This is a genomic window from Pseudarthrobacter sp. GQ63 (genome assembly GCF_059758765.1).
In genome coordinates, this window is record NZ_JCAXEF010000009.1 from 100,889 (window position 1) to 126,483 (window position 25,595).

The window sequence follows — 25,595 nt, forward strand, 5'->3', positions numbered from 1 at the left end:
CAGGAGGATCAACCGCATCACGCATTCGCGGTCCTCGGTAGTGATCCCCGGGAACGGCTTCCTTGACGGAAGCCCCGGCCCGTGGGTCTCGATCGATGACCGGGTGCAGGGCCAGTAGACAGATGCTGGCTGGGTTGATGCGGCTGGACTTCCGTAAAAACAGAAACGGAGGTGACTCTCTTGGAGGGTCCCGAAATCCAGTTCTCAGAAGCAGTCATTGACAACGGCCGATTCGGCAAGCGGGTCATCCGCTTTGAAACCGGCCGCCTTGCCAAGCAGGCAGCCGGCGCGGCAATGGTGTACATCGACGACGACACCGCACTGCTGTCCGCCACCACCGCCGGCAAGCACCCGCGTGAAGGCTTCGACTTCTTCCCGCTGACGGTCGACGTCGAAGAGCGCATGTACGCTGCCGGCCGCATCCCGGGCTCGTTCTTCCGCCGCGAAGGACGTCCGTCCACCGAAGCCATCCTGGCCTGCCGCCTGATGGACCGCCCGCTGCGCCCCGCCTTCATTAAGGGCCTGCGCAACGAGGTCCAGATCGTGGTGACCGTCCTGGCCATCAACCCGGACGAGCTCTACGACGTGGTGGCCATCAACGCCTCCTCCATGTCCACCCAGCTTTCCGGCCTGCCGTTCTCCGGCCCCATCGGCGGCGTCCGCGTTGCCCTGGTTGCCGACGAAAACGGTTCACAGTGGGTTGCTTTCCCCAAGCACTCCCAGCTGGAAAACTCCGTGTTCAACATGGTTGTTGCCGGCCGCATCGCCGGTGACGACGTCGCCATCATGATGGTGGAAGCCGAAGCCACGGACAACTCCTGGAACCTCATCAAGGAACAGGGCGCCACCGCCCCCACCGAAGAGGTTGTCTCCGAGGGCCTTGAGGCTGCGAAGCCGTTCATCAAGGCACTGTGCGACGCCCAGGCCGACCTCGCCGCCCGTGCAGCCAAGCCGACCGTCGAGTTCCCGGTCTTCCTCGACTACGAGGACGACGTCTACGCCGCCGTTGAGGCCGCTGCCGCTGAGAAGCTCACCGCTGTCTTCCAGATCGCTGACAAGCAGGAGCGCGACAACGCTTCGGACGCCCTGAAGGACGAGGTCACCTCTTCCCTGGCCGGCCAGTTCGAAGGCCGCGAGAAGGAGCTGTCCGCAGCGTTCCGCTCGGTCACCAAGCACGTTGTGCGCCAGCGCATCCTCAAGGACCAGATCCGCATCGACGGCCGTGGCCTGACGGACATCCGCCAGCTCACCGCCGAGGTTGAGGTCCTGCCGCGCGTCCACGGCTCGGCCATCTTCGAGCGCGGCGAGACCCAGATCATGGGTGTCACCACGCTGAACATGCTGAAGATGGAACAGCAGATCGACTCGCTGTCACCGGTCAAGACCAAGCGCTACATGCACAACTACAACTTCCCGCCGTACTCCACCGGCGAGACCGGCCGCGTCGGTTCGCCCAAGCGCCGCGAAATCGGCCACGGTGCCCTGGCAGAGCGCGCGCTCGTACCGGTCCTGCCGTCCCGCGAGGAGTTCCCGTACGCCATCCGCCAGGTGTCTGAGGCTCTCAGCTCCAACGGTTCGACGTCCATGGGTTCCGTCTGCGCCTCCACCCTGTCCATGCTGAACGCCGGTGTGCCCCTGAAGGCCGCCGTCGCCGGTATTGCCATGGGCCTGGTGTCCGACCAGGTTGACGGCCAGACCCGCTACGCGGCCCTGACCGATATCCTCGGCGCCGAAGACGCCTTCGGTGACATGGACTTCAAGGTAGCCGGCACGTCCGAGTTCGTCACGGCCATCCAGCTGGACACCAAGCTCGACGGCATCCCCGCGTCAGTGCTGGCAGCAGCCCTGAAGCAGGCCCGCGAGGCCCGCCTGCACATCCTCGAGGTCATCGACTCCGCCATTGACACCCCGGATGAGCTCTCCGAGTTCGCGCCGCGCGTCATCGCCGTGAAGATCCCCGTGGACAAGATCGGCGAGGTCATCGGCCCCAAGGGCAAGATGATCAACCAGATCCAGGAGGACACCGGCGCCGACATCTCCATCGAGGACGACGGCACGGTCTACATTGGCGCCACCAACGGTCCGTCTGCCGAGGCAGCACGCTCCGCCATCAACGCCATCGCCAACCCGCAGGTCCCGGAAATCGGCGAGCGCTACCTGGGTACGGTCGTCAAGACCACCACCTTCGGTGCCTTCGTTTCGCTGACCCCGGGCAAGGACGGCCTCCTGCACATCTCCGAACTGCGCAAGCTGGCCAACGGCAAGCGCGTGGACAACGTCGACGACGTCGTCTCTGTCGGCCAGAAGGTCCAGGTGGAAATCACCAAGATCGACGACCGTGGAAAGCTCTCGCTCGCCCCCGTAGTTGCCGAGGAAGAAGGCGCCGCGGATGAGACCGAGCGTGCCCACGCCACGGAACCTGCTGAAGGCGCTGACGTCTAGCATTCCGCCTTGCGGGCACGGCCTGCAGGTTGAAGTATGAATCGGCGGGGCCGGTGGATGATCCACCGGCCCCGCCGCTGTTACGATGGCAGCCAGATCCCGGCTGCCCCTTTTGAAAGGCCTCAATGACTGTTGTACCCCTGCCGCTTGAGCAGAACCACCCCGGCGACACCCTGGTCCACGGTTCCGACGGCGGCTCCGAAGTCCGGCGCTCGGTGCTGCCCGGGGGAGTGCGGGTACTCACCGAGGCGATGCCCGGGCAGCGGTCGGCCACCATTGGTTTCTGGGTGGGCGTCGGTTCGCGGGATGAGGCACCGGGACAGCACGGCTCCACCCACTTCCTGGAGCACCTCCTGTTCAAGGGCACCAGGCGCCGAACCGCGCTGGAAATCGCTTCGGCCTTCGACGAGGTGGGCGGCGAGTCAAACGCCGCTACGGCCAAGGAAAGCACGTGCTACTTCGCGCGTGTCCTGGATACTGACCTGCCCATGGCCATTGACGTCATCGCGGACATGATCACCGGAGCTGTCCTGGACCCCGCTGAGATGGAGCAGGAGCGCGACGTCATCCTGGAGGAAATCGCGATGGACAGCGATGACCCCACCGACGTCGCCCATGAGCACTTTGTGGCGGCCGTGCTTGGCAGCCACCCCCTGGGCCGCCCCATCGGCGGCACTCCCGACGCCATCAGGGCCGTGGCCCGCGACTCGGTGTGGGAACACTACCAGCGGTACTACCGGCCGGATGAGCTGGTCATCACTGCAGCCGGGGGACTGGACCACGACGTCGTCTGCAACCTCGTGGTGGATGCCCTCGAATCGGCCGGCTGGTCGCTGAAGTCCGACGCCGCGCCGGTGGAACGCAGGTCCACCGACCGCGCCCTCATTACGGGGACGGCAGGGCTGCACGTGGTCAAGCGCGCCGTGGAACAGGCCAACATCATCATGGGCTGCCCCACCATCGTTGCCACGGACCAGAGGCGCTACGTCATGAGCGTCCTGAATGCCGTGCTGGGCGGGGGCATGTCCTCACGCCTGTTCCAGGAGATCCGGGAGAAGCGGGGGCTCGTGTACTCCACGTACTCCTTCGCGTCCTCCTACGCTGATGCCGGCTATTTCGGCATGTACGCGGGGTGCACACCGTCGAAGGTGCGGCAGGTCCTGGAGTTGCTTACTGTTGAGCTGGACAAACTGGCGGAGCACGGGATTTCCGAGGACGAGCTCCGCAAGGCCGTGGGCCAGCTGGGTGGCGGAATCGTGCTGGCGCTGGAGGACACAGGTTCCCGGATGTCACGGCTGGGCCGCGCCGAGCTCGTCTCCGGCGAATACCAGGACATCGACGAAACGCTGCGCCTGATCAAGGCTGTCACCGCCGAACAGGTCCAGGAACTCGCGGCCGAACTGGCTGCTGCACCCCGGACCGTGACCGTGGTGGGACCGTTCGAGGAGACTGAAACTTTCGGCTTCTGACTTACGGGCCCCAGGCTTAGGATGAACCCGTGAGGGCAGGTCATTGCCCGGGTTAGGGGAGGACGAAACATGGACCGGCCCCGCACCGATCATGGCCACCCGGCCCTGGCGAACCTGCTGGGCCGGTGGCGGGGGACCACACGGCTCGAGTCCGGCCCCTGGGGCGCGGAACGGACCGTGGACGCCGAAATGACGTTCACCCTGGTTGCCGGAGGCTCAGCCGTGGTGCAGAGCTACCGTCACACAGAATCGGATGGAAGCCACTTCGAGGGCCACGGCATCTTCACGGTCGATCCCGTCCGCCGGGATGTCCTCTGGTACTACGTCGACAGCGTGAACCCCGCCCCGGATGCCCCCGTGCGCTGCACCTGGCATGACGGGGACCTCCAGGTGGAGCGCCACGCCGGAGCGGGTTCCATCCGCCACACCCTGCGCGTCACAGGCGGAGTCCTCTTTGACGTCGCCGAACTCCGCCGGGATGATTCTGCTGGCACGGATCTCCGTGACCGAAGCGCAGCTGACGGGGCAACAGCCTTATACAAGCCCTTCATGACCTCCCGGTACAGGCGTGATCCCGGCGTACCAGCTGAGTGACTCCCCGCGCCCTGGACCGGCCGGACAGGCGTTCCTTACCCCCCGGCGAAGGGAGGCAAAACGTCCACCACGTCGTCCGCTTTTAACACAACTGAGTGGTCACGCACCGCCACTTCATTAAGGAGGAAGCTGCTCCGGGAGAGAATACGTGGCAGCGGGGGAGTGCCGGCCGGAGGTTCAGGGCGCTGCACGGCCAGGACAGCCTCCAGAAGGTCCGCAACGGTGGCGCCCTCCGCCAGGTGGAAGCTCTCTTCCTCCAGGCCGGCAGCAGCGCGTGCGGCAGCGAAGTAACGTACGTCCATGAGATTCAGCCCCCGATGGCGCTCATGCTGCGGTCCGGCTGGACGAAGTCCGGAGCATCAAGTCCCACGTGGTCCATTCCGTGGGCCTTCGGCTTGAGCCACATTGCGTCCTGCCACCGCTGGGCGAGGGCTGCATCGCTTGCCCCCGAGCGCAGCAGTCCCAGCAAATCGAACTCCTCGCGGGAAAAGAGGCAGCTCATGATCTTGCCCTCTGCAGTGATCCGGGTCCGGCGGCAGTCGGAGCAGAAGGGTTCCGTCACGGACGCAATGATTCCCACGGTTCCCAGCACTGGACCGGACCCGCCATCGGACCCCGCCATCCGCCGTCTTACTTCAAAACGTTCCGCCGGCGCACCATCACGGGCCCGGGGATCGGCGCTGAGGACAAAGTCAGCGGAGAGCAGTTGGCGGATCTCGGCAGCCGTGATCATGTTCCGCCGTGTCCAGCCGTGGTCGGCATCCAGCGGCATCTGCTCGATGAATCGAAGCTCATAGCCGCGGCCGAGCGCCCAGTCCAGCAACGATGGCGCCTCGGCGTCGTTGATTCCACGCATCAGCACCGCGTTGAGCTTGACCGGCCCAAGACCCGCGGCCCACGCGGCGTCCACTCCCGCCAGCACCTGGTCCAGGAAGGGCCTGCGGGTCAGCTGGGTGAAGGTTTCCTCGTGCAGCGAGTCAAGGGACACGTTGATCCGGGTCAGCCCGGCGGCCTTCAGGGCGGCAGCCTTCTTCGCCAGGCCAACGCCGTTGGTGGTCATGGATATCGGCAGGTCCGGGTGGTTGCTGCGCAGGGCGGCAATGATGTCCACAAGGTCGTGCCGGACCAGCGGTTCGCCGCCGGTCAGCCGCAGCTCGCGGACCCCCAGCTGCCCGACCCCAATGCCGACGATGCGGACGATCTCCTCAGCGGTCATCACGGCCTGCTTCGAAAGCCACTCCAGGCCCTCCGCCGGCATGCAGTAGGTGCAGCGCAGGTTGCATTTGTCCGTCAGGGACAGCCTCATGTCCGTCGCCCGCCGTCCGTAACGGTCCGCGAGCCCGGCCGGCGCATCTCCGGGGCGGGCGGCAGGGACTGACGGCAGGGGTGCGTCTGCTTCCTCCCGTGGCTGCGGCATGCCAAGCTGGACACTCATGAATTCAGGCTACGCCACCTTGGGGCGCGCATCACACCCGGGGCGGAGCGAACGTCGGCAACAGAATCCCGGCAGGACCGGCGCAAGGCGTATTCCACGAATCTATGCTGGAGGTGTGAGCAGCTCCGAGCCAGGGCCGGCAACGCAATCAGGGCCGGTATCGCCATCACGGCCGCCAAGGCAGGCAACGCACGACGGCGGTCCGCGGCAGCCTGCGCGGGCAGCAGCCGCCGGCGCCGTCGCAGTGGGGAGCGCCGCCGTGCTGGGGGAACTGCTGGCCGGATTCTTCAGTCCATCGCTGTCACCCGTGACCGCTGTTGGCGGAGCGGTGATCGACGCCGTTCCCCCGGGCGTCAAGGACTGGGCGGTAGCCGTGTTCGGCACCGCGGACAAGGCGGCCCTCCTCGTGGGCATGGGCCTGGTGATGGCTGCAGGGGCCGCCCTGGCAGGAATCCTGGAATACCGGAAGCGCTTTGCCGGCGCTGCGCTGATCGGCGTCTTCGGCATGGTGGGCCTGGCCGCCGTCCTGACCCGGGCCCAGGCCAGCGCCAACGCGGCAGTGCTGGCGGTGCTCACCGCCGTCGTCGCCGTACTTCTGCTCAGGTTCCTCATTCGCAGGCTCCGGGAATGGGAGACCCAAGCGCTGGAGCCTGCCCCCGGTGCCCCGCCGGCACGCCGCCGTTTCCTTCAGGCTCTGGCCGGGGGAGCGGTGTTTACGGCGGCAGGAGGCCTGCTGGCGGGACTCTGGCGTGGTGCTGCTGCCGTGGCCAGCGAGGCCCGGAGCCGCGTGACCTTGCCTGTTCCCGCATCACCTGCACCGGCCATACCCGGGGACGCCGAGGCCGGAGTGGACGGCATGCAGCCGCTTGTCACCCCCAACAAGGACTTCTACCGCATCGACACCGCCCTGACGGTCCCCGCCGTGGACCCCGCGACGTGGGTCCTCAAAGTCACAGGACTGGTGGACCGGGAAGTGGAACTGACCTTCGCCGACCTCCTGGCCAAACCCCTGACCGAACGCCACATCACCATCGCCTGCGTGTCCAACACCGTGGGCGGAGACCTCATCGGCAACGCCCGCTGGCTCGGCTGGCCCGTCCGCGAACTGCTGGCACTGGCCGGGCCCCAGGCCGGCGCGGACATGGTGCTGTCAAGAAGTGCCGACGGCTGGACGGCCGGCACGCCGCTTGACGTGCTCAGCGACGGCCGGGACGCACTGCTCGCCGTCGCCATGAACGGCGAGCCGCTGCCCCTCGAGCACGGCTTCCCTGTGAGGCTGGTGGTGCCCGGGCTGTACGGGTACGTCTCGGCCACCAAGTGGGTCACGGAGCTGAAAGTCACCCGGTTCGCGGACGACGTTGCCTACTGGACGCCGCGGGGCTGGTCCGAGCGTGGGCCCATCAAGACCTCTTCGAGGATCGACGTGCCCCGCCCCGGACGGCAGGTGCAGGCCGGAACCATAATGTTCGGCGGTGTCGCCTGGGCGCAGCACACAGGCATCGGCAGGGTGGAACTGCGGCTGAACCGCGGACCCTGGCGCCAGGCAGACCTGGCCCAAGGTATCTCGGCGGACACCTGGTACCAATGGAAACTGGGAGTGGAGCTGACGGAGGGCCAGTATGAAGTCCAGGTCCGTGCCACGGACCTCGCGGGACGCATCCAGGACGAGCGGAGCCGGCCGGTTGTCCCGGACGGAGCCACCGGGCTCCACACGATTAGAGTGGACGTGACACCCTGAACGCTCGACCTGAAGGCGGAACCATGGCCAGCCCGCAACCGCATGGAACGCCTGCAGAGGCGGAGCACCGGACGGAGCACCAGCGGCATCACGCGAAGCACCAGGCGAGGTCCGTGGCAGACCATGCAGCAGCCGTCACTGCGTTGCTGGAGCCATTGCACTCGGTGCACAGGACGGAAACGCTGCCCCTGGCGGATGCCCTTGGCCGCGGCCTGGTAGCGGACGTGCGTGCCCCCATCAGCCTGCCGCCCTTCGCCAACTCCCAAATGGACGGGTATGCCATCCGTTCCGTGGACGTGCCCGACGGCGGTGCAGAGCTGGGCATCATGCCTCCCGTCCCAGCGGGCGCACGTCCTGCACCACTCCAACCCGGCATGGCTGCCCCGATCATGACCGGAGCCATGCTCCCCGCGGGGGCGGACGCCGTCGTCCCCATCGAGCGGGCCGTCCCGGACCGCTTCCTGCCGGCCGCCGCCCAGGCAAAGGAACACGCCACCGTGTGGCTGCCTCCGGCGGCAGCAGGCACGTTTGTCCGCGCTGCAGGCAGCGATGTGCAGGCCGGCGGGGCGGCCCTGGCGGCGGGCACCTTCCTTGGCCCGGCCCAGCTGGGACTCCTGGCCGCGCTGGGCATCCCGGACGTGACCGTGTACCAGGCCGTGACGGTCCTGCTGGTCACCACCGGCGACGAAGTGGTGGAGCCCGGCCGTGAGCTCCCGCCCGGCAAGATCTTCGACTCCAACGGGACCCTCCTGGAAGCCGCCATGAAACAGGCGGGACTGCACGTCCGCCGTGCAGGCATCGCCACCGACAACCCGGACGGGCTCAGGGCGCTGCTGCGGGAAGAGGGGGCAGGAGTGGACCTGATCGTGACCACCGGCGGGGTCAGCCAGGGCGCGTACGAAGTGGTCCGGCAGGCCATGGCGGACCAGCCGGTCGAGTTCCTGCATGTAGCCATGCAGCCGGGCGGGCCGCAGGGGATCGGCACCTTCGAAGGCCGGCCCTTCCTCGGGTTCCCCGGCAACCCGGTCAGCTGCCTCGTCTCATTTGAAATGTTCCTCCGCCCCGTCCTTGCCCGCCTGCAGGGCGCCCCGGCGCCCCGCCTGCCGGTCCGTGCCAGGCTCAGCCAGCCGCTCACCTCACCCGGGCACAAGCACCAGGTACGCCGCGGCACCCTCAAGTCGGACGGAACCGTGGAACTTCAGGGCGGCGAAAGCTCACACCTGATGCACGCGCTCGCCGGCTCCAACGTGCTGGTCCATGTTCCGGAAGGAGTGGCCGCGCTCGCGGCAGGGGCGGAGGTGGAAGTATGGACGCTGTGAATGCAGAACAGACCCCGGCCGCGCTGACGCACCTGCGCCAGGACGGCAGCGCCCAGATGGTGGACGTCTCCGCCAAAGCCGAAACCACCCGTGAGGCCACCGCCACCGCTACAGTCCGCACCACCGCAGAGGTCATGGGCCTGCTCGGCTCGGGCGGCCTGCCCAAGGGGGACGCCCTGGCCGTGGCACGGGTGGCCGGGATCATGGCCGCCAAAAAGACCCCCGAACTGATTCCGCTGTGCCATCCGCTTCCCCTGTCCAAGGTCACCGTGGACTTCGAACTGGCACCGGACTCCGTCTCCATCCTCGCCACCGTGAAGACGCGCGGCGTTACCGGCGTGGAGATGGAAGCACTCACGGCTGCCTCCGTGGCGGCGCTCAGCGTTTACGACATGGTCAAGGCAGTGGACAAGCACGCCGTCCTCACCGACATCAAGGTGCTGGCCAAAAGCGGTGGCAAGAGCGGGGACTGGACACTGTGAGCAGCCCCGGCACCCTGAACGCCCCCGAACCGCACCGCCACGGCGACGTGCAGGGCAGGAAGGCGGGCGTCGTCATTGCCTCCACCCGTGCCGCGGCCGGGATCTACGACGACGAAACCGGTCCCGTCATCACCGACTGGCTCACCGAACACGGCTTTGACGTGTTTCCCGTTATGGTAGTTCCCGACGGCGAGCCGGTAGGCGCAGCCATCCGTGCGCTCCTGACCCAGCACACCGCCGTCGTCATCACCAGCGGCGGCACGGGCCTCAGCCCGGACGACCGGACCCCCGACGTCACCCGCCCGCTGCTGGACCGCGAAATTCCCGGCATCATGGAAGCGGTCCGCCGTGCCGGAGCCGCGAAAACCCCGCTTGCGGCGCTCAGCCGCGGTTATGCCGGTGCGGCCGGGACCACGTTCATCATCAACCTGCCCGGATCACCCAAGGGGGTCATGGACGGACTGACCGTCCTTGACCCGGTCATCGGGCACCTTTGCGACCAGCTGGAAGGCGGACATGGGCACTGAGGCAGCATTCGAGGTAGTCAACGCCGTGCTGAGCGCGGAACCCATCTCCGTTGACCAGGCCATCGCCGCGGTGGAAAGTGACACCGCCGGTGCGGTGGTCAGCTTCAGCGGCGTGGTGCGCAATCACGACGGCGGCAAGGCAGTTGAGCGGCTCAGCTACAGTGCGCATCCTACCGCCCACCAGGTGATGGCCGACGTCGTGGCCCGCCTGGCGTCCGAACAGCAGGCAGCCCGCGGCAGCGGCGATGGCGACGGCGCCGCCTCTGGCCCGTCCCCGCAGCCCGTGCGGATCTGGGCAGCGCACCGGATCGGCATGCTGGACATCGGTGATCCCGCTCTGGTGTGCGCCGTGTCCGCGGCTCACCGCGGGCAGGCCTTTGCCGTGTGTTCGGAGCTGGTGGACAGGATCAAGGAGCAGGTGCCCATCTGGAAGGAACAGTTCTTCGCTGACGGCACCGTGGAATGGGTGGGTGCGGGCAGCTGACGCTGCGCTCCGGTTCCACTGCCAGCCACAGCCAGGCCTGCTCCTGCGAGGTAACGCACAGTCCACGGTTCCCCTGCCTCCCGGCCCCGCCGGTAGGGTTAACGGCATGACCCAACAACTCTCCGATCCCAAGCTGGTGGCCGTCCTTGGCGCCAATGGCCGCATGGGCGCCGAAGCCGTAAAAGCCGTTGAAGCCGCGCCCGACATGAAACTTGTTGCGGCCCTGGGTCGGGGTGATTCGCTGGACCAGATCACCGCTGCCGGCGCCCAGTACGTCGTGGACCTGACAGTTCCCGAAAGCACCGAAGCGAACGTCCGCTTCGCCGTCGAGCATGGCATCCACGCCGTGGTGGGCACTACCGGCTGGGATGCCGACCGCCTGGCCGGGCTGGAAAGCCTGCTGGCAGGCCACCTGGATACTGGCGTCCTGATCGCCCCGAACTTTGCGCTTGGTTCGGTGCTCGCCTCGGCCTTTGCCGCCAAGGCATCCAAGTATTTTGAATCCGTGGAGATCATCGAGCTCCACCACCCGGACAAGGTGGATGCCCCCTCCGGCACGGCAGTCCGCACCGCGCAGCTGATCGCGGCCGAACGCAAGGCCGCAGGGGTGCCGCCGAGCCCGGACGCCACCACCAGTGAGCTGGCAGGAGCGCGTGGCTGCGAGGTTGACGGCATCCGGGTCCACAGTGTCCGCCTCCGCGGACTGGTGGCACACCAGGAAGTCCTGCTGGGCGGTTCGGGCGAGCAGCTGACACTGCGCCACGACTCCTTTGACCGTGCATCCTTCATGCCGGGCGTGCTTCTTGGCGTGCGCAACGTGGCTGCCCACCCCGGGCTGACGGTGGGCCTGGACGGCTACCTGGACCTGGGTTTCTAGGCCATGGGCGGACTGCTGGCAGGGTTCCGGAAGAACCGCACCAAGATCTGGGTGGGGGCGGTAACGCTGCTGCTGGTCTTCTATCTGGTGGTGTCCTTCCAGCGTTCCATCCTGCTCCTGACGGACAGCAACCTGGCGGCCCAGGCAATCGGGGCTGCGTACCTGGTCCTGCCGGTCATTGGTGCATGGGCCCTGATCCGGGAACTGATGTTCGGGGCCCGGACCGAGCAGATGGCAAAGGTCCTGGAGGCCGAGGGCGGTCTTCCGGTCGACGAGCTGCCCCGCACTCCCGCGGGACGGATCGTCCGCTCGGCAGCGGATGCGGAATTCGAGAAGTACAAGGCCGAGGCCGAGGCCGCTCCGGACGACTGGCGTTCCTGGTTCCGGCTGAGCTGTGCCTATGACGCCGCGGGGGACCGCAAGCGTGCCCGGGCCTCCATGCGCGACGCCATCAGGCTTTTCCAGGGCAACGCCCCTGCCTAGGAGGGCAGCACTTTAGCCAGGAGCCGCGGCTCTGCCCTGCTACTCACCGGACAGCAACTACCGGACAGCCCTGACCTGGCCCCGGCCCACCTGGTTTGCCGCGTGCCCCAGCCATTCGAGGGGGCCGCGCCACTTGAGCAGCACGAACACCATGCCCACAATGACGGCCGTGGCGGCCTGGGCAAAGTACATCCCGTCCTCGGTCCAGCCGGCGGGCAGGGGCTGGAGGTAGAACCCGGAAACCACCCAAACGTGGACGGTGTAAAGGCTCAGGGTCATCGCACCCGCGCCGCGCAGCGGCAGCAGCAGGTCCAGGTCCACCCACTCGGCCAGCCGGCCCAGCAGGAGGCAGGCCCCGATCACGGCCACGGCCACGGCCGATGTGTGCAGCAGGTCCAGGGTGGTTGCCGAGTGCGGCGCGGCAGACGCCAGCCACCACCAGGAACCCTCCTGTGGAATACCCGTCAGGTTCACCTGCAGCACGCTGTCCAGCGGATACCCGGGGGAATTCAGCACATCCTCCAGGGCAGCGCGGCCGCCCCAGCTTTCCATGGCGGTGACCCCCAGGGTCTTGGCCAGGACGGCAACCACCGAACCGGCCACCAGCAGGACTACCGGAACCATCGCCCTGCCCAGCACCAGCCGGCCCACGATGAGCCCCACCAGCAGGTACGAGAGCCACTGGAACACGGGGTAATAGCCGGTGAAGAACAGGTCAGCCAGTAGCCGTGACGGGGTGGCGAGGTCCTCCCAGGACGGGTTGTGACCCAGTTTGAGTGGAGGCTCGGCCGCCAGGAGCCACGGGCGCAGGAGATACGCCAGGACGGGGGAGCCCAGGATCCAGCCGCCGGCCCAGGCGCAGAGCCGCTTCAGGCCCATCCCGAGGAAGGGCAGGACGCACAGGAACAGCACCGCGTAATGGACCAGGATGATGGCAAGGTTGACTTCCAGCCCGCCCAGGGTAAGTCCGACGGCGGCAATCACCAGGGCGCGGAGCGCGATGCCGCGGCGGGCGGCGGAGAGCTCCGGGCCCTGCACCGGCTTGTGCTTTCCCGTGGACAACGCCAGGCCCACCCCGGCCAGTACGGCGAACAGCGCCGCCGCCCTGCCCGAAAACGTGAGACCGATCCACGTGGGGGTGAGGTCGGCGTTGGATTCGAAGGTGGGAAGCAAATGGGTGGCCATCATCCCCAGCAGCGCGAGGCCACGGGCCGCGTCGATGCCGTGGAGGCGCCCCGTGGCGGGCTGCCCGCCGGATTTCCGGGACGTTCTGGCCGTATTACGGGACGTCATGACCAGATCGTCTCACACCTCCCTGCGCCGGAGTGGCTGGCCCAACCTCCTTGTATTCGAATATATGTTCGAATAGGATTGCCGCCATGTACACTCCATCATCCGGAAGCCCGGCCGATCAGCCCGGCGGTGACGGGCTCGCCAAGGCCATGAGCCCGGGGGTTGTCGACTACCTGTTCCGCCAACTGGTGGCCGGCCGGCCGGCCGAGGATGTCCAGTGGGAGCAGGAGGGCATCAGCCTCGCCGCCCAGCCCGAGGGGGCGGAACTGGCCCGGCGCCTCGCCGAGACGGACATCGATGCCCTGACCCCTGTTGAGCTCTTCCACTACGTCAGGGCCGCCCAGCGGCTGTCGTCCTGGGCCGAGGACCTCCGCCAGGCCGCCGTCGGACGGTATTGCCACCCGCCGGCCTACCACCCGCCGGCGGAGCCATCCCGCCCCCGGCATCCCGCCTCCTGACCGGCGGTGCACCGCACCTCCTGGCTGGCAGGGCACCCCACCTCATGACCGGCAGCAGCTCCGGCTGCTGGGTAGGTGCCGGGCCGGTGCCCGGAAGATGGGTGGCGGAAGAGGGCGCGGCGGACGTTACGGTGGTTGGGCCAGTCTGTTATTTGACGTGCATCACGCCCCCGGCATTGTCCTAACCAGCCGCGGACAGGGTAACGTTTTTTCCATGGCTGACACATCCGCGCATCTCCCTGCCCTTGGTACTCTCCTGACCGCCATGGTCACACCGTTCACCAAGGACGGCGCAGTGGATTATGAGCAGGCTGCAGCACTGGCCAGCAAACTGGTGGACGATGGCTGCGACGGGCTGGTAGTCACTGGAACCACTGGCGAAACCTCCACCCTCACCGACGAGGAAAACCTCGGCATGTTCCGCGCCGTCAAAGACGCGGTGGGCGGCCGGGCCGCCATCATCGCCGGCACAGGCACCAACGACACCGCCCACTCAGTCCACCTGTCCCGGCAGGCAGCAGCCCTCGGCGTCGACGGCCTCCTCCTGGTGACGCCGTACTACAACAAGCCCAGCCAGGCCGGTGTCCGCGCGCACTTCGAGACCGTTGCCAACGCCGTGGATGTTCCCGTCATGCTGTACGACATTCCCGGACGCTCCTCCATCCCCATCGAGCCCGACACCATGATCCGGCTGGCACAGCACCCGAACATCGTGGCGGTCAAGGATGCCAAGGCCGACTTCGTCGCTGCCACCCGCGTCATGGCCGAGACGGATCTCCTGTTCTATTCAGGCGACGACGGCCTGACCCTTCCGTGGATGGCCCTGGGCGCCGTCGGCCTTGTCGGCGTTACGACGCACGTGGCCACGCGCCGCTTCCGTGAGCTCATCGACGCCGTCAACGCGAACGACCTCAGCACCGCCCGGAAGATCAACTTTGAACTCCTGCCCGTGGTGCGTGCCACCATGACGCGGGTCCAGGGTGCCGTTGCGGCCAAGCAGATTCTTAAATGGCAGGGAGTCCTGCCCAACTCGATTGTCCGTTTGCCCCTCGTGGAGCCGGACGAAGCCGAGATCGAAACCATCCGCGGGGATTTGGCGGAAGCGGGGCTGGTCTTTTCCTGAGGAGTAAGACCAGCACCCTTCCGCCTGGAAAGTAGTGCAATATGACCCAAACTGCCCTTACCGGCCTTGTCACCCCTCCCCGCCTGCCGCAGGGAACGCTCCGGATTGTTCCGCTGGGCGGACTGGGGGAAATCGGCCGGAACATGGCCGTGTTCGAGATCGACGGCAAGCTGCTGATCGTGGACTGCGGCGTCCTCTTCCCCGAGGAAACCCAGCCCGGCGTTGACCTGATCCTGCCCGATTTCTCGTACATCGAGAATCGCATGGATGACATCGTGGCCGTGGTCCTGACCCACGGGCACGAGGACCACATCGGTGCTGTTCCGTACCTGCTGCGGCTCCGGAACGACATCCCGCTGGTGGGTTCGCAGCTCACCCTCGCCCTGATTGAGGCGAAACTGCAGGAGCACCGCATCCGGCCTTACACGCTCACTGTTGAGGAAGGGCAGGTGGAGAAGTTCGGCCCCTTCGAATGTGAGTTCGTGGCGGTCAACCACTCCATCCCTGACGCCCTGGCGGTGTTCATCCGGACCGCCGGCGGCACTGTGCTGCATACCGGCGACTTCAAGATGGACCAGCTGCCGCTGGACGGACGCATCACGGACCTCCGGCACTTCGCCAAGCTCGGCGAAGAGGGCGTGGACCTCTTTATGTCGGACTCCACCAACGCTGATGTCCCGGGCTTCACCACCGCGGAAAAGGAAATCGGCCCCACGCTGGAGCGCCTCTTCGGCCAAGCTACAAAGCGGATCATTGTCGCTTCCTTCTCGTCCCACGTCCACCGGGTCCAGCAGGTCCTGGACGCCGCCGCCAAGCACAACCGCAAAGTGGCCTTTGTTGGCCGCTCCATGGTCCGCAACATGGCGATTGCCGAAAAACTCGGCTACCTGGACGTCCCGCCGGGCCTCATCGTCGACATCAAGAACATCGACAACCTGCCGGACAACCGCGTGGTGCTGATGTCCACCGGGTCCCAGGGCGAGCCCATGGCAGCCCTGTCCCGCATGGCCAACGGAGACCACCGCGTGGTGGTGGGCGACGGCGACACCGTCATCCTGGCCTCCAGCCTTATCCCCGGCAACGAGAACGCTGTCTTCCGGATCATCAACGGATTGCTCAAGCTGGGTGCCGACGTGATCCACAAGGGCAACGCCAAAGTGCACGTCTCGGGCCACGCCGCGGCCGGCGAGCTCCTGTACTGCTACAACATCCTTGAGCCGCTGAACGCCATGCCGGTGCACGGTGAAACCCGCCACCTGATCGCCAACGGCAAGATCGCCATCGAATCCGGCGTCCCGGAAGCGAGCGTCATCCTCGCCGACAACGGCACCGTAATCGACCTTAAGGACCATCGGGCAGACGTGGTGGGCCAGGTTGAAGTCGGCTTTGTCTACGTGGATGGATCCAGCGTTGGCGAGGTCACCGAGGCCGACCTGAAGGACCGCCAGACCCTGGGCGATGAAGGCTTCATCTCCATCATCACGGTCATCCACCGCGCTACCGGCAAGGTTGTGTCCGGCCCGGAGATCCACGCCCGCGGCGTGGCAGAAGATGATTCCGTGTTTGACGAGATCATCCCCAAGATCAACGCTGCGCTGGAGGAAGCCGTCCTCAACCACGCGGACCACACCAGCCACCAGCTCCAGCAGGTAGTCCGCCGGGTGGTGGGCACGTGGGTAAACCGCAAGCTGCGCCGCAAGCCCATGATCATTCCGGTGGTGCTCGAGGCCTAACACCGGCCGCCGCTACCGGCCCGCGTTCCCGTGTCCAACGGGACCGCGGGCCGGAGGCCTTTAAGGGCCGCGAACCGGGGACCGGCGGCACCCAAATCCCCGGAAATCCGGCCCAACTCGGGTACCGTGGCTAGTATGGCCACTCGTACTACTTCCGCGCCCAATGGATCCAGCAGGGGCCGCGCCGGCAGCAAAACCGGCAGCTCCTCCGGCCGCGGCGCTGGCTCCACGGCCGCCAAAACCGGACGTGCCGGTGGCTCCACGAGCACCGCACGCACCCGCCAGCTTCCCGCCGTCGAGCACCACCAGCCGTGGCTGCTGCGCGTGGTGGGCGGGGCCTGGCTGGGCCTTGGCCACCTGGTGGGCGGAGGGGTGCGGCGCATCGGCCATGACGTCAGCGACCTGCCGGCAGAGGACCGCCGGGACGGCGCGGCCCTGTTCAACCTGGCCCTCGGGATCTTCATCGCCACCTTCGCCTGGTGGGGCCTCACCGGCTGGTTCCCGGACGCCGTGTATGCCGTGGTCAACGGGACCTTCGGCTGGATATCACTCCTGCTTCCGCTCATGCTGTTTGTCTGCGCGTTCCGGCTCTTCCGCCAGCCGTCCGACGGCCGGGGCAACAACAGGGTGGGCATCGGCTTCCTGATCATGACCTTTGCCGGCTGCGGGCTTGCACACATCCTGGGCGGGCAGCCCACCGTTGCCCAGGGCTTTGACGGCCTCCGCCAGGCCGGCGGCATGCTGGGGTTCCTTGCAGCGTCGCCCCTGGCCGCCATCCATTCCGCTGTTCCGTTGGTGCTCTACTCCCTGCTGGCGTTCGTCTCACTGCTGATCATCACCGCCACGCCGTTCACTGCAATCCCGCGCAGGCTGCACGCCGCCTACGAGCACCTCATGGGCATCGACCTGCTGGATGAACAGGACCGGGACAAGCACGACCGCAGCTACCTGGAACGCACCCCCGCCGCCGCACCCCCCAAGAATGCCAGGAAGAAGAAGCGCCGCTTCTTCGGCAAGGATGAGGAGGACGGCGACGCCGGCCTGGAAGGCTACGTGGGCGACGAAGCGTTCGAGCACGCCGTGATCGACGACGACGACCCGAAGCCGCCGCGCCCGGCCCCCGGTGTCCGCCGCCCCACCCAGGCGGAGATCGCCGTCGAAAAGATCAAGGCAGCCCAGGGACTCGGGGCAGGCGCCCCCTCTTCCCCCGGGGAGAACGCCACCGAAGCCATCCCTATGATCACCCCCGGCATGGCCCCGCCCGCCGCAAAGCCAACTGCCGCGCCCACCGTGCCCTCCAACCCGGTGGCACCCGCGCCGCCGCCGGTTCCCATCCCGCAGCGCACCGAGCAGCTGTCCCTCGCCGGCGACGTCACCTACACGCTCCCGGCCTCGGACTACCTGACCCCCGGTTCCATCCCGAAGGAGCGCACGGAAGCGAACGACGCCGTCGTCGCTGCCCTGACCGACACCCTCCAGCAGTTCAACGTCGATGCCACGGTCACCGGCTTCAGCCGCGGCCCCACCGTGACCCGGTACGAGATCGAGCTGGCCCCGGGCACCAAGGTGGAACGCGTCACCGCACTGTCCAAGAACATCTCCTACGCCGTGGCATCCAGCGACGTGCGCATCCTCAGCCCCATCCCGGGCAAGTCCGCCATCGGCATCGAGATCCCCAACACTGACCGCGAAACCGTCTCCCTGGGCGACGTCCTCCGCAGCCAGAACGCCCGCCGCACGGACCACCCGATGGTGATGGGCGTTGGCAAGGACGTGGAGGGCGGCTATGTGGTGGCCAACCTCGCCAAGATGCCCCACCTGCTGGTGGCCGGTGCCACCGGTGCCGGTAAATCCTCCTTCGTGAACTCGATGATCACCTCCATCCTGATGCGCGCCACCCCCGACGAGGTGCGCATGGTCATGGTCGACCCCAAGCGCGTGGAGCTCACCGCCTACGAGGGCGTCCCACACCTCATCACGCCCATCATCACCAACCCGAAGAAGGCAGCCGAGGCGCTCCAGTGGGTGGTCCGCGAGATGGACGCCCGGTATGACGACCTCGCCAACTACGGCTTCAAGCACATCGACGACTTCAACAAGGCTGTCCGCGCCGGCAAGGTGCAGCCGCCGGTGGACTCCAAGCGCGTCATCCGGCCCTACCCGTACCTGCTGGTGATCGTGGACGAGCTCGCCGACCTGATGATGGTGGCTCCCCGCGATGTTGAAGACTCGATTGTCCGCATCACCCAGCTCGCCCGCGCCGCCGGCATCCACCTGGTCCTGGCCACGCAGCGGCCGTCCGTGGACGTGGTGACCGGCCTCATCAAGGCCAACGTGCCCTCACGCATGGCGTTCGCGACCTCCTCGGTGACCGACTCGCGCGTGGTCCTGGACCAGCCGGGGGCCGAAAAGCTTATCGGCCAGGGTGACGCCCTGTTCCTGCCCATGGGTGCCTCCAAGGCCATGCGCGTCCAGGGCGCATGGGTCACCGAATCGGAAATCCACAAGGTGGTTGAGCACGTCAAGGGACAGCTCCAGGCCACCTACCGCGACGACGTCGCCGCCGAAGCGCCCAAGAAGCAGATCGACGACGACATCGGGGACGACCTCGAAGTCCTGCTGCAGGCAACTGAGCTTGTGGTCACCACGCAGTTCGGCTCCACGTCGATGCTGCAGCGCAAGCTGCGTGTCGGCTTTGCCAAGGCCGGACGGCTGATGGACCTGCTCGAATCACGCGGAGTCGTGGGACCCTCGGAAGGCTCCAAGGCCAGGGACGTCCTGGTGAAACCGGACGACCTCGCACCCGTCCTTGCCGCCATGAAGGGCCAGGAAGCCCCGGCAGCACCCGATTCGCAGACCGCCGCGCTGAGCGAGAACGCCAACGCCAACATCGCCCAGGGCGGCTACGCCGAAGACCTGGTGGCGGCAGACCTGGACCAGCGGAAGCAGAACGTCGAATATTACGACGGCTCGGATTCCCCGCCTGGCGGCTATGACGACGAGGACGGCTCCGAAGACGCCTGGTCCCTGACCGGGCGTTAGCCCGGGGACTGTAGCCTAGAAACGTGACTAGCACCGATGCAACCGCCGCCGGCCCAGGCCGTGCCGGGGTCTGGAACCTTCCCAACATCCTGACCATGATCCGCATCGCACTGGTGCCGTTTTTTGTCTGGTTCCTCATCGCGGACGCCCCCGGGCTGCGCAGTGAGGCAGGCGTGTGGCGCTGGGCGGCGGTCCTTGTGTTCGCCGTCGCCATCTACACGGACAAGCTCGACGGCGATATCGCCAGGAGCCGGAACCTCGTCACTGACTTCGGCAAGATCGCCGATCCCATTGCGGACAAGCTCCTCATCGGTTCGGCGCTGGTGATGCTCTCGGTGCTCAGCGAACTGCCATGGTGGGTTACCGTGCTGATCCTGGTCCGTGAATGGGGCGTCACGGCCCTGCGCTTCTTTGTGATCCGCTACGGCGTTATCCCGGCCTCCCGCGGCGGCAAGCTCAAGACCGTTGTCCAGACCGCGGCGATCTTCCTGTACCTCCTGCCGCTGGGCTCGTTTGCCCCGTGGCTAGTGTGGGTGGCGTTCGCGGTGATGATGGCCGCTATGGTGATCACGGTGTGGACCGGCGTGGAGTACGTGGTGGAAGCCCTGCGAATCCGGGCCAAGGGAAAGCTGCAGGCACGCAACGATAAAGGCCAGGAGCCGGCATGACCAATCTCCACCATTTGTCCGCTGAAGCGGTCCGCAAAGCACTCGACGCAGGGCGGACGGTGGCCACCGCCGAATCGCTGACCGCCGGCATGGTGTCCGCAGTCCTCGCGGACACTCCCGGCGCCTCCGGCATCCTGCAGGGCGGGGTGGTTGCTTACCAGAACTCTGTTAAGGAAAAGGTCCTGGATGTCCCGTCCGTACTCCTGGCGCGCGTCGGATCCGTGGACCCGGACGTTGCCGCGGCCATGGCGGCAGGAGCCCGGACCGTCCTCAGCGCTGACATCGGCATCTCCACCACAGGCGTTGCCGGGCCGGAGGCGCACGACGGAAAGCCCGTGGGCACCGTTTACGTCGGCGTAGCCACCGCAGACGGAACGGCGGCGTTCGAATACGCGTTTTCGGGAAGCCGTGCAGAGATCCGCGGACAGGCGTGCGGGGCGGCCCTCGAGAGGCTCCTCGAAGCCCTGTCCGCGTAGGGTCCGTGCCCCCGAAGTTACTGGGCGTAAAGTTGCCGGGAACAAAAGCCGGTACCGATTAGTTATTACATTGTGTCGCTTCCGGAGAGCGGAGGCGCCTAGGATGAAATGACCACGACGGTTCGCCTTAGGGCGGACCTGACCAATGAGGGAGCAAGGCGATACAGATGGTAAAGCAGCCCGTATCCGTAAACGGCGTTGTCCGCTGGAAGGATGTGGGCCTCGCCGATCAGGGCAAGAGCGAACAGAAGGAGCGCAAGATGGTTGTACTTCGTCACGAAATTGGTGATGTCCTGCGCGATGTCCGCCAGCGTCAGGGGCGTACGCTCCGTGAAGTTTCGCACAGCGCCCGTGTCTCCCTGGGTTACCTCAGTGAAGTGGAGCGCGGCCAGAAGGAAGCATCATCCGAGCTTCTGTCCTCGATCTGCTCGGCCTTGGACGTTCCTTTGTCCAGCATGCTTCGCGAGGTGAGCGACAGGGTGGCGGTTGCAGAAGGCGTTGCCGTTCCGGACACCGTTCCCCAGGAATTCTCCCAGCGTTATGGCCGCGACCTTGAGCGCGACCTCAACACTGAACTTAACGACGAACTTTCCACGGGCCTTCTTTCAGGCGCCCGGTAGGGTCCCGCCGGAAGGCGGCTCCCGGAATGTAACAAGCACAGAAGCCCCCGGCCGCGGCCGGGGGCTTCTGTGCGTTTCGGCTACTGGTTTTCCACGGCGGTCGCCGGGCCATCCTTCGGGAAGCCGTCACGTTCGTAGGTGGAGTTCAGCTTGGCCATGCAGCGGGCCAGTTCCTCCAGTTCCTCAACCGGCCATTCGCCGAGGCGTTCCCGGAACACCTGCCGCCGGGCGTCCTGGACCTGGTGCATCTTTTCCTCGCCCTTGGGTGTCAGCCGGATCGCCTGCGCCCGTCCGTCCAGGGGGTCAGCCTCCTTGGACACAAGCCCCAGGCTCTCCAGGAAAGCGATTTGCCGGCTGACGGACGGCTTGCCCACGCCGATGTTCATCGCCAGGTCGGTCAGGCGGATCGGCCCCTCCCTGCGGATCACCGTCAGGAGGCCGTACGCCGCCGGTTCCATGTCCGGATGGACCTCGCGGGAAAGCTGGTTGGAGATCGACCGTGCGCGCCGCCAGAAGAGACTGATCTGGTGTTCCACGTTCTGCACCGCGGCGTCCACGGTCGCCTCGTCGTGGCGGCCCTGCGGGGAGGGGACGTCAGGGGAGTTGCTCATGGCAACAATTCTAGTGCGCGGGATCGTGAGAGACTTTTCTGGTGCGAATCAGCGACTATTGGCGACTCATGGACGACGAATTCGGCGCCGGGTACTCGCGGGTCCTCAGCAGCAGCCTTGTCCTGGCAGGGGTGGGCGGGCGCACCGCGGACCAGGCGCTTGCCGCCGGCATAGAGCCCCGCAGGGTGTGGCTGGCCGTCTGCGACGTGCAGGATGTTCCCGCCGAGCGCCGTCTGGGCCGGGACATCAAGCCCCGCACGGACTAGCCCGGTTTCTCCTGACACGCCGTGCGATTGTTCGAATACCTGTTCGGGTAAAGCTATGCTTTTCATAGCGGGTTATCCACATAGCCGCCCTCACCCGGCCGGAATGTCAGTGGGTCCCAGTAGCGTCAGAGATGACCAATAAACGGCCGCTGAGGCCACTCCAAAGCGAGAAAGCATTAGAGGTGTGAACCATGGCGGCAGCCCCGGATCGTGCAAAAGCGCTCGAAGCAGCGCTGGCCCAGATCGACAAGCAGTTCGGTAAAGGCTCGGTCATGCGGCTCGGCGATGAAGTCCGGGCCCCGATCGAGGTCATCCCCACCGGATCCATTGCCCTGGATGTTGCTTTGGGAATTGGCGGCCTTCCCCGTGGCCGCGTTGTTGAAATCTATGGGCCGGAATCGTCCGGTAAGACCACCGTGGCGCTCCACGCCGTGGCCAACGCCCAGCGCCTCGGCGGCATCGCCGCGTTCATCGACGCCGAGCACGCCCTTGACCCCGAGTACGCCGCAAAGCTCGGTGTGGACACGGACGCGCTCCTCGTCTCCCAGCCGGACACCGGCGAGCAGGCCCTGGAAATCATGGACATGCTGGTGGGCTCCGGCTCCCTGGACGTCATCGTGATCGACTCCGTCGCAGCGCTGGTGCCGCGCGCCGAAATCGAGGGCGACATGGGTGACAGCCACGTTGGCCTCCAGGCCCGCCTCATGAGCCAGGCCCTGCGTAAGATCACCGGCCGGCTGAGCCAGACCAAGACCACGGCGATCTTCATCAACCAGCTTCGCGAGAAGATCGGCGTCTTCTTCGGCTCCCCGGAAACTACCACCGGCGGTAAGGCCCTGAAGTTCTACGCCTCCATCCGTATCGACGTCCGGCGCATCCAGACCCTGAAGGAAGGTGCCGATTCCGTTGGCAACCGGACCAAGGCGAAGATCGTGAAGAACAAGATGGCCCCGCCCTTCAAGGTGGCCGAATTCGACATCATCTACGGCCAGGGCATTTCCCGTGAGGGCGGCATCATCGACATGGGTGTCGAACATGGCATCATCAAGAAGTCCGGCTCCTGGTTCACCTACGACGGCGACCAGCTCGGCCAGGGCATGGAGAACTCCCGCAGGTTCCTCCGTGACAACCCTGAGCTTGCTGCCGAACTCGAGCGCCTGATCAAGGAAAAGCTCGGCGTCGGCGTCAAGCCTGCCGAGCCGGAGTCCAAAGACTCCCCAAAGCTGAAGGCCGTTGACGGGTTCTAGCCGTTGACCGGTTTTGACAATCCGCGTCCCCGCCGGACGAAAGCCGGCGGGCGGCGCGGAGCTTCACATGACGGCGCATTCCAGGACGGCCCGGATCCCGGCTCTTCCGTTGCCGGGGACGCAGAGCCGGATCCGGTGTCCGTTGCGCAGAATATCGTGTACCGGCAATTGACCGCGTCGGCCAAAAGCAGGCTGCAGCTCGCCCGGAAACTCGCCGAACGGAACATCCCGGAGGACGTCGCTGAGGCAGTCCTGGACCGGTTCCAGGAAGCACGCCTGATCAACGACGCCGAATTCGCGGACATGTGGGTGAGGAGCCGCTCCCAGTCGCGCAAACTGGCAAAAGGCGCGCTCCGCCGCGAACTCGCGGAGAAGGGCATCGACCAGGAAACCGCCGCCGCAGCATTGGACCAGCTGACAGACGCGGATGAGGAAGCCGCCGCCCGGCAGCTCGTGGAGCGGAAGCTCCGCCCGGGAACGGATCTGCAGGACCGGGCCGCAAGGGACAAGGCAACCCGGCGGTTGGCCTCCATGCTGGCGCGCAAGGGGTATCAGCCCTCGCAGGCGTTCCGGATTGTCAACGAGGTCCTGGACTCCTCGGCTGGAGCCGACGGCGCCAACCCGTAAAACCGTTACCCTTAACAGGTGAGTTTGACCATCCCTTCCCCTTTTTCCGGTACGGCCCCCTCTGCAGAAGCTGGAGGTGCTCCGCAATCCGGTGCCCCCAAGCCCCGCACCTACCAGGTGCGGACGTTTGGCTGCCAGATGAACGTCCACGACTCGGAGCGGATGGCCGGGATGCTGGAGGACGCAGGGTACGTGCCGGCAAACGGTGAGCAGGCCGACGTCGTGGTGTTCAACACCTGCGCGGTCCGGGAAAACGCTGACAACAAGCTCTACGGCAACCTTGGCATCCTGGCTCCGGTGAAGGCAGCAAACCCCGGCATGCAGATTGCTGTGGGCGGCTGCCTCGCCCAGAAGGACAGGGAAACCATCCTTAAGAAGGCACCGTGGGTGGACGCCGTTTTCGGCACCCATAACGTTGGCGCCCTGCCTGCCCTGCTGGACCGTGCCCGGCACAACAACGAGGCGCAGCTGGAAATCCTCGAGTCGCTGGATGTCTTCCCGTCCACGCTTCCCACCAAGAGGGACTCCGTCTACTCAGGCTGGGTATCCATCTCCGTCGGCTGCAACAACACCTGCACTTTCTGCATCGTGCCCGCCCTCCGCGGAAAAGAGAAAGACCGCCGGCCGGGAGACATCCTGGCGGAGATCCAGGCTTTGGTGGACGACGGCGCCATCGAGGTCACGCTCCTGGGCCAGAACGTCAACTCCTATGGTGTGGAGTTCGGCGACCGGCAGGCATTCTCCAAGCTCCTCCGGGCCTGCGGGGACATCGAAGGCCTCGAGCGTGTCCGCTTTACGAGCCCGCACCCAGCCGCCTTCACCGACGACGTCATTGACGCCATGGCCGAGACCCCCAACGTGATGCCGCAGCTGCACATGCCGCTGCAGTCGGGGTCGGACAAGGTGCTTCGGGACATGCGGCGTTCCTACCGGTCCAGCAAGTTCCTGGGGATCCTGGACAAAGTGCGCGAAAAGATCCCGCACGCGGCAATCTCTACCGACATCATTGTGGGGTTCCCCGGCGAAACCGAGGAGGACTTCCAGGCAACATTGGATGTCGTGGAGAAGTCACGCTTTGCCACCGCCTTCACGTTCCAGTACTCCAAGCGCCCAGGAACCCCTGCCGCTGACCTGCCGGATCAGCTGCCCAAGGCAGTGGTCCAGGAACGGTTCGAACGCCTGACCGCCCTTCAGGACCGGATAGCGGCAGAGGAGAACCGGCGCCAGCTCGGCCGCCGCGTTGAGGTCATGGTCACGGCGCAGTCCGGACGGAAGGCAGGGGAGACGCACAGGCTGTCCGGCCGTTCGCAGGACCAGCGGCTGGTGCACTTCTCGGTCCCTGAGGGTGCGCCCGCTCCGCGGCCGGGAGACCTGGTCACGGTGACCATCACCGAGGCCGCCGCTTTCCACCTCGTCGCCGATCCCACCCCGGAGGATTACAGCCTCCGGCGTTCCCGGGCCGGCGACGCCTGGGACAGGTCGCAGGCGGACTCCTGCGGAGCACCCGCACCCGGGGCCGGGGCCGGCGGCAAGGGCGTTTCGCTGGGCATGCCCTCCTTGCCCGTCCGCACGCGCTGACCG

General features: G+C 66.5%; 25 protein-coding genes. 21 read left to right on the top strand and 4 right to left on the bottom strand.

What is annotated here, in order from left to right:
- Nucleotides 1-180 precede the first annotated feature (180 nt).
- The 3 genes from AC6CHP_RS15025 (at nt 181) to AC6CHP_RS15035 (ending at nt 4,505) form a co-directional block, all read left to right on the top strand.
- Complete coding sequence (locus tag AC6CHP_RS15025; RefSeq protein WP_104185193.1) at nt 181-2,442, top strand: polyribonucleotide nucleotidyltransferase; 2,262 nt, start codon at nt 181-183, stop codon at nt 2,440-2,442.
- Nucleotides 2,443-2,567: 125 nt separating this feature from the next.
- Nucleotides 2,568-3,911, top strand: coding sequence for a M16 family metallopeptidase (locus tag AC6CHP_RS15030; RefSeq protein ID WP_498230726.1), 1,344 nt, complete (start codon nt 2,568-2,570; stop codon nt 3,909-3,911).
- A gap of 69 nt (nt 3,912-3,980) precedes the next feature.
- Nucleotides 3,981-4,505, top strand: coding sequence for a DUF1579 family protein (locus AC6CHP_RS15035; RefSeq protein WP_188732101.1), 525 nt, complete (start codon nt 3,981-3,983; stop codon nt 4,503-4,505).
- A gap of 35 nt (nt 4,506-4,540) precedes the next feature.
- On the opposite strand, the gene AC6CHP_RS15040 is transcribed toward AC6CHP_RS15035, so the two are convergent.
- Nucleotides 4,541-4,807 (bottom strand): MoaD/ThiS family protein, encoded by a 267-nt coding sequence (locus tag AC6CHP_RS15040; protein WP_188732100.1) that lies wholly within the window; start codon nt 4,805-4,807, stop codon nt 4,541-4,543.
- 5 nt (nt 4,808-4,812) lie between these two features.
- Nucleotides 4,813-5,940: a GTP 3',8-cyclase MoaA gene (moaA, locus tag AC6CHP_RS15045; RefSeq protein WP_498230729.1), complete on the bottom strand. Its 1,128-nt coding sequence runs from the start codon at nt 5,938-5,940 to the stop codon at nt 4,813-4,815.
- A gap of 259 nt (nt 5,941-6,199) precedes the next feature.
- On the opposite strand from moaA, the gene AC6CHP_RS15050 reads away from it, so the two are divergent.
- The 7 genes from AC6CHP_RS15050 (at nt 6,200) to AC6CHP_RS15080 (ending at nt 11,850) form a co-directional block, all read left to right on the top strand.
- Nucleotides 6,200-7,678 (top strand): molybdopterin-dependent oxidoreductase, encoded by a 1,479-nt coding sequence (locus AC6CHP_RS15050; RefSeq protein WP_498230783.1) that lies wholly within the window; start codon nt 6,200-6,202, stop codon nt 7,676-7,678.
- Between the two features lie 23 nt (nt 7,679-7,701).
- Nucleotides 7,702-8,997 (top strand): molybdopterin molybdotransferase MoeA, encoded by a 1,296-nt coding sequence (locus AC6CHP_RS15055; protein WP_188732095.1) that lies wholly within the window; start codon nt 7,702-7,704, stop codon nt 8,995-8,997.
- Nucleotides 8,985-9,479: a cyclic pyranopterin monophosphate synthase MoaC gene (moaC, locus tag AC6CHP_RS15060; RefSeq protein ID WP_104185186.1), complete on the top strand. Its 495-nt coding sequence runs from the start codon at nt 8,985-8,987 to the stop codon at nt 9,477-9,479. The genes AC6CHP_RS15055 and moaC overlap by 13 nt, the downstream gene beginning before the upstream one ends.
- Nucleotides 9,476-10,006: a MogA/MoaB family molybdenum cofactor biosynthesis protein gene (locus tag AC6CHP_RS15065; protein ID WP_188732094.1), complete on the top strand. Its 531-nt coding sequence runs from the start codon at nt 9,476-9,478 to the stop codon at nt 10,004-10,006. Before moaC ends, AC6CHP_RS15065 begins: the two co-directional genes overlap by 4 nt.
- Nucleotides 9,996-10,490 carry a molybdenum cofactor biosynthesis protein MoaE gene (locus tag AC6CHP_RS15070; RefSeq protein ID WP_188732093.1) on the top strand — a complete coding sequence of 165 codons (495 nt, stop codon included), beginning with the start codon at nt 9,996-9,998 and terminating at the stop codon, nt 10,488-10,490. The genes AC6CHP_RS15065 and AC6CHP_RS15070 overlap by 11 nt, the downstream gene beginning before the upstream one ends.
- A gap of 106 nt (nt 10,491-10,596) precedes the next feature.
- Nucleotides 10,597-11,367 (top strand): 4-hydroxy-tetrahydrodipicolinate reductase, encoded by a 771-nt coding sequence (gene dapB, locus AC6CHP_RS15075; protein ID WP_377195522.1) that lies wholly within the window; start codon nt 10,597-10,599, stop codon nt 11,365-11,367.
- A 3-nt stretch (nt 11,368-11,370) separates the two neighbouring features.
- On the top strand, nt 11,371-11,850 hold the full coding sequence (locus AC6CHP_RS15080; protein ID WP_498230733.1) for a hypothetical protein: 480 nt from the start codon (nt 11,371-11,373) through the stop codon (nt 11,848-11,850).
- Between the two features lie 57 nt (nt 11,851-11,907).
- Here AC6CHP_RS15080 and AC6CHP_RS15085 read toward each other — a convergent pair whose 3' ends face one another.
- Nucleotides 11,908-13,143, bottom strand: coding sequence for a heparan-alpha-glucosaminide N-acetyltransferase domain-containing protein (locus AC6CHP_RS15085; RefSeq protein WP_498230735.1), 1,236 nt, complete (start codon nt 13,141-13,143; stop codon nt 11,908-11,910).
- Between the two features lie 149 nt (nt 13,144-13,292).
- Here AC6CHP_RS15085 and AC6CHP_RS15090 point away from each other — a divergent pair, with 149 nt between their 5' ends.
- The 7 genes from AC6CHP_RS15090 (at nt 13,293) to AC6CHP_RS15120 (ending at nt 21,263) form a co-directional block, all read left to right on the top strand.
- Entirely contained in the window at nt 13,293-13,601 is a 309-nt protein-coding gene (locus AC6CHP_RS15090; protein ID WP_188732198.1) for a hypothetical protein, read from the top strand.
- Nucleotides 13,602-13,815: 214 nt separating this feature from the next.
- Complete coding sequence (gene dapA, locus AC6CHP_RS15095) at nt 13,816-14,724, top strand: 4-hydroxy-tetrahydrodipicolinate synthase (protein ID WP_188809375.1); 909 nt, start codon at nt 13,816-13,818, stop codon at nt 14,722-14,724.
- Between the two features lie 41 nt (nt 14,725-14,765).
- Entirely contained in the window at nt 14,766-16,457 is a 1,692-nt protein-coding gene (locus AC6CHP_RS15100) for a ribonuclease J (protein ID WP_188732088.1), read from the top strand.
- A gap of 135 nt (nt 16,458-16,592) precedes the next feature.
- A complete protein-coding gene (locus AC6CHP_RS15105) occupies nt 16,593-19,499 on the top strand; it encodes an FtsK/SpoIIIE family DNA translocase (RefSeq protein WP_498230738.1) in 2,907 nt (968 codons plus the stop codon).
- A 23-nt stretch (nt 19,500-19,522) separates the two neighbouring features.
- The gene (gene pgsA, locus AC6CHP_RS15110; RefSeq protein WP_498230740.1) at nt 19,523-20,167 is read left to right on the top strand and encodes a CDP-diacylglycerol--glycerol-3-phosphate 3-phosphatidyltransferase; all 645 of its coding nucleotides are present in this window, start codon (nt 19,523-19,525) and stop codon (nt 20,165-20,167) included.
- Nucleotides 20,164-20,643, top strand: a complete 480-nt coding sequence (locus AC6CHP_RS15115; RefSeq protein WP_377195518.1) for a CinA family protein — start codon at nt 20,164-20,166, stop codon at nt 20,641-20,643. The genes pgsA and AC6CHP_RS15115 overlap by 4 nt, the downstream gene beginning before the upstream one ends.
- A gap of 167 nt (nt 20,644-20,810) precedes the next feature.
- Complete coding sequence (locus AC6CHP_RS15120) at nt 20,811-21,263, top strand: helix-turn-helix domain-containing protein (protein ID WP_041652016.1); 453 nt, start codon at nt 20,811-20,813, stop codon at nt 21,261-21,263.
- A gap of 80 nt (nt 21,264-21,343) precedes the next feature.
- On the opposite strand, the gene AC6CHP_RS15125 is transcribed toward AC6CHP_RS15120, so the two are convergent.
- Nucleotides 21,344-21,874, bottom strand: coding sequence for a MarR family winged helix-turn-helix transcriptional regulator (locus tag AC6CHP_RS15125; RefSeq protein ID WP_427115242.1), 531 nt, complete (start codon nt 21,872-21,874; stop codon nt 21,344-21,346).
- A gap of 41 nt (nt 21,875-21,915) precedes the next feature.
- Here AC6CHP_RS15125 and AC6CHP_RS15130 point away from each other — a divergent pair, with 41 nt between their 5' ends.
- The 4 genes from AC6CHP_RS15130 to miaB all read left to right on the top strand — a co-directional run bounded on the left by AC6CHP_RS15130 (nt 21,916) and on the right by miaB (nt 25,592).
- Nucleotides 21,916-22,140, top strand: coding sequence for a DUF3046 domain-containing protein (locus AC6CHP_RS15130; RefSeq protein ID WP_066274882.1), 225 nt, complete (start codon nt 21,916-21,918; stop codon nt 22,138-22,140).
- A 191-nt stretch (nt 22,141-22,331) separates the two neighbouring features.
- The gene (gene recA / locus AC6CHP_RS15135) at nt 22,332-23,387 is read left to right on the top strand and encodes a recombinase RecA (protein ID WP_066274884.1); all 1,056 of its coding nucleotides are present in this window, start codon (nt 22,332-22,334) and stop codon (nt 23,385-23,387) included.
- A gap of 3 nt (nt 23,388-23,390) precedes the next feature.
- A complete protein-coding gene (locus AC6CHP_RS15140) occupies nt 23,391-24,014 on the top strand; it encodes a regulatory protein RecX (RefSeq protein ID WP_377090188.1) in 624 nt (207 codons plus the stop codon).
- A gap of 18 nt (nt 24,015-24,032) precedes the next feature.
- The gene (miaB, locus tag AC6CHP_RS15145) at nt 24,033-25,592 is read left to right on the top strand and encodes a tRNA (N6-isopentenyl adenosine(37)-C2)-methylthiotransferase MiaB (protein ID WP_427115241.1); all 1,560 of its coding nucleotides are present in this window, start codon (nt 24,033-24,035) and stop codon (nt 25,590-25,592) included.
- The last annotated feature ends 3 nt before the right edge of the window (nt 25,593-25,595 follow it).